The following is a 12,154-nucleotide window of genomic DNA, read 5'->3' on the forward strand; positions in this document are numbered from 1 at the left end:
GTCAGTTCAACCTTTCCGCGAGCTGCGCGAGCAACTCGTCTTCGGTGAAGTCGTCGTAGTCGTCGGCGTCCGGCTCGTCATCGTCGACCAGCTCGGGGAGCATCGACCGCAGGTAGCCGGTCAGGGCGTCCGCGCTCGGATAGTCGAACACCACCGAGGTCGGCAGTTCCTCGCCGAGCTCCTGCGAGAGTGTCCGTGCGACGGTCACGACGGTCAGCGAGTCCATGCCCGCCTGAAAGAATCCGGCCCCGGAGTCGAGGAGGTCGACCGATTCCAGGCCCAGCGCGGCGGCGACGATGGCCGCCACCGCATCAGCGATGATCTCGGCGCGCTGATCGAACGGAGCCTCCCGCAACCGGACTCGCAGGTCCGTGGCGACCGACCCGTCGTCGTGGGTCGCGGCGAGCTCATCGACGATGGTCAGCGCCGCACGAACGCGGTAGGCCGCGGCCAGCCGGGGCCAGTCGGCCGCGGTCACGACGGATCGTGCCGCACCCCGCGTGATCGCACCCTCCAACGCACGGATCGCGGTCCCGTCGTCCATCGGGATCAGGCCGGAACCGGTAGTGGTCTCTTGGATCGTGGCGTCCTGCGACGCGTGCAAGGACTGCCACAGGCCCCAGTTGATAGCGGTGGCGGGGAGGCCCGCGGCGCGTCTGGCGTACGCGAACGCGTCGAGGTAGGTCGTGGTCGCCGCGTAGTGCCCGAGCCAGCGCGATCCCGTCAGTCCCGAGATCGAGGTGAAGAGCACGAAATGCTTGACCTGCGTGGTGAGGGAGAGTCGGTGCAGGACGGCGACCGCGTCAAGTTTCGGGGCGAACATGGCCTCGACGTGGGAATCGGTCATCTGCGCGAGGGTCACGGGTCCGCCGCCGAACGCGGCGAGGTGGATTCCGGCGAGCGGTGGAAGGTCCGAGCCGAACCGCCGGAACACCTGCGCCATCGACTGCTCGTCCGCGGCGTCGGCGGCGATCACGACGACTTCCGCTCCGGCCCCGGCCAGTTCTGCCGTGAGCTCGTCGAGCCGACCGCGCGGATCACGGGACACGGCCACCACCGTGCGCACGCCCGAGCGCACGAGCTCGCGGATCAGGGTCGGTCCGAGATTGCCCGTGGCGCCCACCACCAGGTGCGCTCCCCCGGTGTCGATCCGTGCGGAGCCGCCGGCCGCGGGCGGCTCGCTGGGAGCGAGCCCGGCACTCAGCCGGGGTACGTGGCGCACTCCCGCCCGGTACACCACTTGATCCTCGCGGTCCGTCGCCCCCGCCTCCGACCGAAGGTAGTCCGCGAGAACCGGGGCGGGGACAGACGGATCGACGTCGATGAGACCGCCGAACATCCGGGGGTGTTCCAGTGCCAGGGTGCGCCCGAGGCCCCACAGAACTGCGTGTGCCGGGTCCGATCGATCCCCCTCCCGCAGAGCCTGCGCGCTGCGGGTCACCAGGTGCAGGCTCCCGCCCTCGCCGGCGATCAGCGCCGTCAAGAGCCTCCGACCCGCGCCGAACAACGCGTAACCGGCACACGGATCGAACGGATCGGGGACCGGATCGGGCGCGTACACCACGTGGTCGGCTGCCAGGATAGCGGCGAGCGCGGCATCGTCGGGCGCTTGCTCGGACGTGAACGGCGCCAACGGGATCACCGCCGTGCCCGGCGCCAGCGCCGTTGCCAGCTCGGCAGCCGCGGTCCCGTCGCCGGCCACGACCCAGGTCCCGGTCGACGGCGTAGGGGGCGGCGTACCGGGTGCCGGAACCCAGTCGAGGCGATACTGCCAGTCCTGTGGGACCGCATCGTCGAACGTACGGACCGTAGGGGTCGCCGCGCGACGGCTCCTGCCGGCGCCGGACAGCCAGTGCGCGGTGCGCTGCCACGGGGCGGTCGGGAGGACCGCCGCTGCGGGACCGGTCCGCTCGCCCGCCGCACGCCCGGGGCCGCGAACGGTCGCCAGGGCACGGCGGAACGCCACCGTGTCGTCCTCATGCCGGGCCAACGTTCCGAGCACACGATGCTCGGGCGAGAGAGTCTCGGTCATCGCGTGCGCGAGGACCGCATGCGGACTGACCTCGATGAAGGTCGAGTGCTGCGCTGCCGCGGAGGCCACGGCGCGCTGCAGCTCCACGCGATTGCGCAGGTTCGCCACCCAGTATCCACCGTCTACCGCGGGGCTCGAAGTATCGAACACGGTCGAGTGGAACGGGATTCGCGGGGTGGCCGGAACGAGATCAGCCAGTTCCTCGCCGAGCCGCCCGAGGATGGGCTCGGTGAGGGCCGTGTGCGAGGCGACCTCCATGTCAACGCGCCGCGCGAAGACATTGCGCTCCGCTGCGGCCGCGATGACGGACTCCACGGCCGAGGTAGGGCCGGCCACGCCCGTCTGGCGGGGCGAGGCGAGAACCGCGATCTCGACCCCGGTGTACGGCGCGATCAACTCAGCGACGCGATCGGGCGCGGCGCCGAGCAGCGCCACCGCCCCGGTTCCCCCCAGCTCAGCCATCAGCCGCGCCCGGGTGCTCACCACCCGCAGTCCCTCCGCCGGGGTCAAGGCGCCCGCCACCACGGCAGCCGAGACCTCGCCGACGGAGTGGCCGATCACCGCGTCGGGCTCCACGCCGTGGGCGCGCCACGCGTGCGCCAGCGCCACCTGGACTCCAACTAGGGCCGGCTGGACCTGCGCGTCACCGGTGAGGACCACTTCGTCCTCGATCACGGCACGGAGCGAGAAGCCCGCATGCGCGAGGAAGTCGGGTTCCAGCTCATCCACGGCCGCTGCGAAAGCCGGATCCTCCGCGAGCAGGCGGCGGGCCATCCCGGCCCACTGCGAGCCCTGCCCCGAGAACACGAACACGGTTCCCGTTCCGCGCTTTCCGCCGAACGACGGGGCGAGCGACGGGTGCGGCTCACCGGCGGCCAGCGCCCGGAGTCCACCGACGGCACCGGCGACGTCGCGGGCCACGACCGCCGCCGCCACGTCGCGTAGGGGTCGCCTGTCCAGGCCCGCGGCGACCGCACCCAGCCGAAGCTCGGGCGACGCGCCGTCGAGCCATTCCGCGAGGCGATCGGCCCAGCCGGCCAGGCGCTGCGGGTTTTTCGCCGACAGGACGAGCGTGACCACGGAGTCGCCCGGGTCCGCCGCGGGCGCGAGGTCCGGCGCCTGCTCGAGGACGACGTGGGCGTTGGTGCCGCCGAAACCGAACGACGAGACCCCCGCGCGGCGTGGCCGATCGAGTTCCGGCCAGGCGCGGCGCTGATCCACGACGGCGATGCCCAATTGACCGAAGGGGATGTGCGGGTTCGGTTCGCTGTAGTGCGGCGACTGGGGCAACTCACCCTTCCGGAGGGCGAGAACAGTCTTGATCAGGCCGGTGATTCCGGCCGCGCCTTCGAGATGGCCTACGTTCCCCTTGACCGAGCCGATCAGCAACGGCGCCTCCGGTCGCCGACCACGACCGAGTACGCTCCCCAACGCGCGTGCCTCGATCGGGTCGCCGAGCGGTGTACCCGTTCCGTGCGCCTCGACGTAGTCGACCTCCCGCGGCGACACTCCGGCAGCCTCGTACGCGCTGCGCAGCACCGCCATCTGTGCGGCTGGATTCGGCGCGAACAGTCCGTTCGACCGCCCGTCCTGGTTGACCGCGCTACCCCGGACCACCGCCAGGATGTCGTCGCCGTCGCGCTGTGCGTCCGACAGCCGCTTGAGAACGACCACGCCGCATCCCTCGCCGCGTACGAATCCGTCCGCTGCGGCGTCGAAGGCGCTGCAGCGCCCCGTGGGCGAGAGCGCGCCCGACTCGTCGAACCCGTGGAACACCGCCGGCGACAGGAGGAGATTCACGCCGCCGACGAGCGCCGTGTCGCACTCGCCGAGGCGCAGGGACTGCGCCGCCAGGTGCAGCGCGACGAGCGACGACGAGCACGCGGTGTCGATCGTCAGGGACGGGCCGCGGAGGTCCAACAGGTACGACAAGCGGTTCGCGATGATGCTGAGGGCGCCGCCCGTATTGCTCCAGGCGTCGATCTCGGACAGATCCGACGCCGCGAGGTAGCCGTACTCGCTGACGCAGGCACCGACGAAGACCCCCGTCTTGGATCTGCGGAGCGACTCGGGCGCGATCCCCGCCCGCTCCAGCGCTTCCCACGCCACTTCCAGCAGGATCCGCTGCTGGGGATCCATCCCGGCCGCTTCGCGCGCTGCGATGTCGAAGAACTCGGCGTCGAATCCTGCGACGTCGTCGAGGAAGCCGCCGTGGCGGGTGGTGCGGGCGAGCACGTCGTCCGCCGCAGCGGACGTGCCGTACCACGGAGCCCAACGGTCCGCGGGCACCTCGCCGACCGCGGACCCGCCGGATTCCAGAAGGTCCCACAGGCCTTCGGGATCGTCGATGCCTCCCGGCAGCCGGCAGCCGGCGCCGACGATCACCACCGGATCGCCGTGGACGGGTCCGGGATCGGCGGGCAATGACTCGGCGGTGGCCTCGCGCGCGTCGTCCCCCAGGTGGCTCGCCAGCAGTTCGATCGTGGGGTGCTCCCAGAGGTCGACCGGCGACAGGGAGCGCCCCGTGAACTCGGACAGCTCGCCCGCCAGCACCACCGCGTCCTTGGAGCCGACACCCAGGTCGATCAGCGGAGCCGCGGTGTCGACGGCGCTGCGGTCGACATCGAGGTGCTCGACCACGTAGTCGACGATCCACCGGCGTATGGCCGCAGCGTCGTGCCCCTCAGTCATCGAGTGTTCCTTCCGCGCTGTCGAACAAGCTGTCCAGGAGCCCCGTTCCGTCCTGCTCCTCGGGGTCCGCCGGCGCGCCGGCGGGCGCGGCTTCGATCGCCCCCACGCGCTCCGCGAGGTAGCGGGCCAATCCGCCGAGAGTGGGGTGGTTCCACAGCATCGTCACCGACAACTCGGTTCCGACCAGGTTCTCCGCATCGCGGCGGATCGACATGGCCATCACCGAATTGAGCCCGATCTCCGCGAACGGTCGGTCCGCGGTCAGCTCGGCGGGATCCAGGCGGAGCTCCCGCGCGACGATGTCCCGCAGCCCGTCCTCGATACCGCGCAGGGCCTCGTCGGGCGGCAACTGCGCCCACGCCGGGATCGGCCGCTCTTCCGTCGGCTCCGCGCCGCCATCGGTGCTCTGCCGCGGCAGCATCACCACCTGCGGGAGGTCGAGGCCAGCGGCGTAATCCCACGCGGCGAACGCCTCGGCCGCGCGCACGGGCCGCGATCCGACACGTTCGAGCTCCTGGCGGACCACCTCCGCCCGGGCACCGAAGCCCATCCCCTCCCACGCGACCCAGTCGAGCGCGACGGTGTCGATGGCACCGACGTGGTCGCGTCGGCGGGCCAGCCCGTCGAGGTAGGCGTTCGCGGCGGCGTACGCCCCCTGGCCGGGAACACCGAACACCGCTCCCGCGGAGCCGACCAGATGAATGAAGTCCACCGTGTCGACGGGGAACGCCGCGTCGATGGCCTGCGCCCCGGCGACCTTGGGTGCGAGTACCGCCCGCACCGTCGCGGGATCGAGGTCGGCCAGCAGCGCCGATGACTCGATCCCGGCGGCGTGGACCACCCCTCGAACGGGCGGCGCGCCTCGCTCGTCACGGTCGGCCACCCAGGCTGCGAGAGAGCCCGGCTCGGCGATGTCGAGCGCGACGACCTCGACGGCGACGCCGCGATGTTCGAGTTCGGTGACGGCGTCGATCCTGCGCCGCAGCTCCGGATCGAGCACGTCGGGCCACTCGGCACGACTCGGCAGAGCAGTGCGGCCCGCGAGCACGATCCGCCGGGCACCTCGGTCGGCGAGCCAGTGCGCGATGGCGGTACCGAGGCTGCCGAGACCGCCGGTGACGAGATAGGTCGACTCGGTTCGGCACCGCAGGAGCGTCGCCCCGCCACCCCGGTTGACCGGCACCGGAAGAGGCGAGGTGACCCGGCCGTCCCGCACTCGCAGGGGCGTACTCGACCGTCCGCTCAGCGCAGTCGCCACTGCGGTCAGGTCCGCGGAGGACGGCTCCGCCGGAGCGAGGTCGAGGACACCGCCCCACAGCTCAGGATGTTCGGTCGCCACGACCCCCGCGATCCCCCACAGCGCCGCCTGCGGGGGCGCGGTCGCGTCGGCACCGTCGGCGACGCCCCGGGTGAGGACCCACAGCCGGCCGGTGGCGCGCGTATCGACCATTCTCCGGACGATCTCCACGAGGTCGCACGTGTACCGCTCCGCAGCGGCGAGATCATCCTCTCCGGTCGTGGGAAGCGCCGCGTAGACCACCTGATCGGCGCGGTCGAGCGCGGCACCGACCGCGATACCCGCCGACACCAGGAGCGCGGCGGCCCCCTCGTCGCCGAGTACCGCCGCAGTGCCCGGCGCCGACGCGAGTTCCGGGGTCCACTGCCGCCACTCGAGCGTGTGCACGATGTCGTGCGGTTCGGCGTCCGGCAGCACGGCGGCATCCTCGATAGGGGCGAACGCGAGCCCGCGGATGCGGGCCAGTGCCTGCCCGCCCTCGGCAGCGATGTCGACATCCACCCCGTCGAGCAAGGGCTCGGATTCCTCGCCGGATCCCGCCGGGATCCGCACGGTCACCGTGCCCTTCGTCCCGGAGCCCCGGTCGAGGACGTGTATCGACCGCGCCCCCGCCGGCACCAGCAAACGGTGGTCCGCCGGCGCCGTCATCCGGGCGACGGCGACCGCCGCGTCGAGCAGCGCGGTCGCCGGACCGCCGTCCTCCGGTCCATCGTCGGGGGTGGTCGATCCCGTGTCGACAGCGGCGATCAGCACGCCGTCAGCGGCGCGCACCTCGCCGATGGACCACGGATACGGCGTCCCCTCGACGCCCCACTCGGTCCGAGCGGCCGGCGTAGCGCGAATGGCTGCCGCGGGGCCCCGACCGTCGATCGGCACGGGCGGTGCGCCCGTCGCGATCCGCGCGGTCGCGTGCCGGGTGAAGGGGCCGGACGCGCTGGTGGCGCTCGACAAGGTCAGCGCATCGCCCTCGACAACGACCTGGATCAACCGCGGCCGATCGAGTACCACGGGCCGGAGGAAGGCGACGCGGTCGACGCCGCCCGCGCCGATCTCCCGCGCCGCCGCTGTAAACGTCTGCAGCAGCACCGATACCGGTACCAACTCGACTCCCTGGATGCTGTGCCCGCCCGGGTACGACCGCGCATCGGGAGCCAGGCGTGCGCGCCACAGGTGCGCGGCTGCGCTCCCCGCCACCGCGACGTGTCCGCCCAGGAGGGTCCCGGGACGGGGAACCGTCGACGCCTCGTCGGCGGCGCGCGGGGCGGAGACCCAGAACCGCTCGTGCACCCACGGCGTGGGTGGGAGGTCCACATGCGGTGCGCGCTGCCGGATCGCCGTGATCTCCCCGACGGACGCCAGGGCCGTCTGGAAGTCCATGACGCTGTCGCTGTCGCGAGCGAGAGTCCCGGTCACGCGATGCTCTCCGGCGGGGAGGGATTCGCCGATCGCGTGCGTCAGCAGCGGATGCGGCGACACTTCCACCAGGGTTCCCCAGCGCTCACCGGCCGCGACGACCGCATCGGCGAACCGCACGGGCGCTCGGAGATTCGTGGCCCAGTAGTCCGCGTCGAACACCGGAGCGTCGTCTCCCGGCCGCACGGTGGACAGCACCGCGATGGTCGGCGTGCGCGGCGTGATGCCCGACAGCGCGGCCCGCAACTCGCCGAGGATCGGATCGACGGTGGAGTGGTGGGAGGCGACGTCCACCTCGACCCGGCGGGCCATCAGGCCCTGGGCCGCCACCTTCTCGATCAGGGCGTCGATGGCGAGCGGATCGCCCGCCACCACGCTCTGCCGGGGAGAAGCGATGACGGCCACGGACACTCCCTCGAACTCGGAGACCAGTCGCTGCGCCGATTCCTCGTCCATCTCGATCATCGCCATGGCGCCACGACCCGAGAGCTCGCGGCGCATCAGCCGGGAACGGGTGGCGATCACCCGCAGCCCGTCGGCGACGGAGAGTCCGCCGGAGACGACCGCCGCGGTCACCTCGCCCATCGAATGTCCGATGACCGCGGCGGGGACGACCCCGTAGGAGCGCCAGAGTCCGACGAGCGCGAGCTGCAGGCCGACGAGGAGGGGCTGAATCCGGTCGATGCCCACGACCGGTTCCTCGGATCGCAGGGTCTCGGTCAGCGAGAATCCCGTTTGCTCCACGAAGTCCGATTCCAGTTCGGCCACGGCGGCGGCGAACCGCGGCTCCGATTCGAGGAGCCGGGCACCCATGCCGGCCCACTGCGAGCCCTGGCCGGAGAAGACGAAGACCACGCCCGAACGCCGCACGGGCGCGTGCGGCGCTACGACGCCCGGGGCCGGTGTCCCCGACGCCATTGCACGGAGTCCCCTGACGGCGGCGGCGTGGTCCGCAGCCACGACCGTCCCGGTCTGGGAGGTCTGCATGCGGCGGGAGGCCAGCGCGCCCGCGACCTCCGGGAGTGGCACGTGGGCCCCGGAGTCCTCGAGCCACTCCGCGAGAGCTGCCGCGAAAATGCGGACCCGGGCGGCGGATCCGGCGGGGACAGTGAGCCTGACTGGGGTGTTCGCGGGGGCGCCGGCGGCCGCGACGTCGGCGCCGGTGACCGTGTTCTCAGGCGCCTGCTCCAGCACGACGTGTGCATTGGTGCCGCCGAAGCCGAACGACGACACACCCGCCCGCCGCGGTCGGCCGGTCGCCGGCCAGGCGGTGCTCTCGCCGACCACGCGGAGACGATGTGCGTCGAAAGGGATGTGCGGGTTGGGGGTTGTGTACCCGACGTTCGCGGGGATGGAACCGTGCTGCAGCGCGAGGACCGTCTTGATGAAGCCCGCGACGCCGGCCGCCGCCTCCAGGTGTCCAAGGTTGCTCTTGACCGCGCCCAGCAGCAATTCCGAGCCCTGTGCGCGCCCCCGGCCGAGCACGGTGCCGAGCGCTCGCGCCTCGATCGGATCCCCGAGTAGCGTTCCGGTTCCGTGGGTTTCGACGAAGTCGACCTCTCTGGGGGAGATCGATGCATCCGCGTACGCGGACCGCAGCACCGCGGCTTGCGCAGCCGGACTCGGCGCGGTGAGACCGTTCGACCTGCCGTCTTGATTGACCGCCGATCCGCGGACCACCGCCAGGACCCGGTCGCCGTCCCGAACGGCGTCGGACAGCCGTTTGAGCACGACGACACCGCAGCCCTCGCCGCGCACGTAGCCGTCGGCGGCGGCGTCGAACGAGTGGCACCGGCCCGTGGGGGACATCGCGGACAACTGATCGAAGCTGCGGGTCACCGCCGGGGACAGCATCACGTTGACGCCCGCCGCGATCGCGAGATCGGTCTCGTGCGAGCGCAGACCGCGGCACGCGAGGTGCACGGTGACCAACGACGACGAGCATGCCGTATCGACCGTAACCGACGGACCGCGCAGGTCCAGCGCGTACGAGACGCGATTCGAGATCACGCTCAGCGCGGCGCCTGTCCCGGACCAGCCGTCCACCGCGCTGAGGTCGCTGCCCACGAGGTAGCCGTACTCACCGGCGCAGGCGCCCACGTAGACGCCGGTGGCGGTGTGCGCGAGGGAATCGGTGGCGATTCCGGCATGCTCGAGCGCTTCGCTGGTCACCTCCAGGACGAGCCGCTGCTGCGGGTCCATCTTCTCGGCCTCGTTCGGCGAGATGCCGAAGTGCTCGGCGTCGAAGGCGGCGAGATCCGGGAGGAACGCTCCCCACTTGGTGGTCGTTCGCGCCGCCTCGGCACTGGCGTGCCCCGCGCCGATGAAACCGTCCCATCGGCCGTCCGGAACCTGCCCCACCGCGCACTCCCCGGACTCGAGGAACGACCAATAGGACTGCGGCCCTTCGGCCCCGCCCGGGAATCGGCAGCCCACACCGATCACGGCGACGGCCTCGGAATCCTCGGCCGTATCGGCCGAGGACCGCTCCACCGCAGCGACCTCGTCGTCCGCACCTGCCAGGGCCGCCGAGAGCGCGTTGATGGTGGGGTGCTCGAAGAGCTCCACGGCGGATACGGGCCGGCCGAGCAGTTCGGTCAGTTCACCGGACAGGACGACGGCGTCGGTGGACCCGAGCCCGAGGTCACGAACCGGAGCATCCCCGTCCACCTCGTCGCGGCCGCACCCGATCACCGTCACCAGGTAGTCGGTCAACCATTCGCGCAGTGCGCCCTCGGTCACCGCCACGCTCACGCATCTCCACCGAGCCGCGCGAAACCACCGGTACGGTGCAGTTCCGCGCTCTCCCTCCGTCGCGTCTTGCCGCTGGTGGTGATCGGGATGGCTCCCTGCGGAACGAGCACGATGTCGGCGGCGCGCAGATTGTGCGCGCGGGCGACCGCGTTGGCGACCTTGGTGCGGGTGTCGGTGACGAATGCCGCGGCCTCGCCGGGATCGCTCGGCAGGCGGCGCAACTCGGCGATGACAGCGAGCTGTTCGGTGTCCTTCCCCGAGAACGCGACGGCGGCGGTCCGTGCGCCGGTGAAGGCACTGACCGTGGCCTCGATGTCGTCCGGGTAGTGATTGCGTCCGTCGATGATGATGAGGTCCTTGATCCGACCGACGACGAAGAGGTCGCCCTCGGAGATGACGCCGAGATCGCCGGTCCGCATCCACGGCCCCTCCGGGATGCCGTCCTCCGGATCCACTAGGCGCGCACCGAACACCTCCTCGGTCCGCACCGGGTCGCGCCAGTATCCGGCCGCGATGTTCGCGCCGTGCACCCAGACCTCGCCGACCCTGCCGGCCGCGCACTCGCGGCGGGTCTCGGGATCGACGACGCGGAACAGGGTGCTCCGAGGGTGCCCGAGGCCCACTTGTTCCGAGGCCGCCTCGTCCTCGACTCGGAGGGCGTGGCCGGCCGCGAGCATGTCGTAGTCGAACGTGGCGAACGGAAGTGGAGTACCCGGTGCGAGCGAGGACACGTACAGCGTCGCCTCGGCGAGCCCGTACGCGGGCAACTGCACACCGTCCCTCAGGCCCAGCGGCGCGAACCGCTCGTTGAACCGCCGCACGGTTCCGGCCTGGACCCGCTCGGCGGCGTTCATGATGCCGTGGACGCCGGCGAGCGACAGTCCTTCCAGGTCCTCGTCGCGGGTGCGCCGTGCAGCCAGTTCGAAGGCGAAGTTCGGCGCTGCCGAGTGCGCGGCGGGGTAGCTCGCGAGCAGCCGGATCCACCGGGACGGCTTCTGGAGGAACGAGACGGGGCTGGTGAGCACCGCACGGCGGCCGGTACCGACGGGAGCCATGATCCCGAGCATCAGTCCGAGGTCGTGGAAGAAGGGCAACCAGGAGACGAGCGTGGTGTCCTCGGGCGGGTAGCCCCCGACATCGGTGAACTGATCCGCGGCGATCTGCGCGATGTTCAGCGCCACGTTCTCGTGCGTGACGATCACACCGGACGGCGTCCCCGTGGAACCGGAGGTGTACTGCAGCAGCGCGGGCCTCGATCCGACGTGGTCCACCACGTAATCTCCCGGCGGCGAGTCGTAGTCGAGGGCGTCGAGCTCGATCACCTCGACCCGCGGGCCGGAGAGTGCGTTCACCGTCGGCAGCACGGCATCGACCGCCGTGGTCGTCGTCATGACCGCGACGGGTTCACAGTCTGCGAGCACCCGTGCGGCTCGGTCATCATGCGCACCGAACAGCGGGACGGACAGCGGCACCGCCACGAATCCCGCCTCGAGAGCCCCGAGGAAGCCCACGACGTAGTCCATCGACTGCGGCGCGAGGATTGCGACGCGGTCCCCCGGGCCACCGTGGCGAAGGAGCTCCGCCGCGACCACTCGTACGCGTTCGTACATCTCGGACCAGGTCAGAGTCTCGAAGTAGCCATCCGGATCGATGTCGTAGTCGACGAAGGTGAACGCCGGTCGATCGTCGGATTCGCGCGCGCGGCGCTCGAGAGCGACGGGGATCAGTTCCACCGAGTTCGACACAGTCATGCCCGTACACACCTTTCGACGGAGGGGCCGTCAGGAGCGGTCGCAACGACCACCCACCATCCGAAGCGCCCCAGTTGCCAATAGCCTTTGCTGGTCACCACGCATTGCTTCACGATTGCAAGCGCGAGTATGACACGGTGTTTTGCAATTGCGCTCTCCGTTTGCCAAACGAGATTGGCGGCAAAGTGGTCGGCCAGACCGTCACCCCGGAGAAGC

The 12,154-nt window shown here is 71.3% G+C and carries 3 protein-coding genes; all 3 read right to left on the reverse strand.

Annotation, left to right across the window (positions count from 1 at the left end):
- Window position 1 precedes the first annotated feature (1 nt).
- Genes FK529_RS07150 through FK529_RS07160 form a run of 3 tightly spaced genes read right to left on the reverse strand, consistent with a single transcriptional unit; the run spans window position 2 to window position 11,938 of the window.
- The gene (locus tag FK529_RS07150) at window positions 2-4,723 is read right to left on the reverse strand and encodes a type I polyketide synthase (RefSeq protein WP_146560297.1); all 4,722 of its coding nucleotides are present in this window, start codon (window positions 4,721-4,723) and stop codon (window positions 2-4) included.
- Window positions 4,716-10,181 (reverse strand): type I polyketide synthase, encoded by a 5,466-nt coding sequence (locus FK529_RS07155; protein ID WP_231702975.1) that lies wholly within the window; start codon window positions 10,179-10,181, stop codon window positions 4,716-4,718. The genes FK529_RS07150 and FK529_RS07155 overlap by 8 nt, the downstream gene beginning before the upstream one ends.
- A gap of 2 nt (window positions 10,182-10,183) precedes the next feature.
- Window positions 10,184-11,938 carry an AMP-binding protein gene (locus tag FK529_RS07160; RefSeq protein ID WP_146560299.1) on the reverse strand — a complete coding sequence of 585 codons (1,755 nt, stop codon included), beginning with the start codon at window positions 11,936-11,938 and terminating at the stop codon, window positions 10,184-10,186.
- Window positions 11,939-12,154: the final 216 nt, after the last annotated feature.

Origin of the sequence: Tsukamurella asaccharolytica, assembly GCF_007858435.1 — a bacterium.
In the GTDB taxonomy this organism is placed as follows: domain Bacteria; phylum Actinomycetota; class Actinomycetes; order Mycobacteriales; family Mycobacteriaceae; genus Tsukamurella; species Tsukamurella asaccharolytica.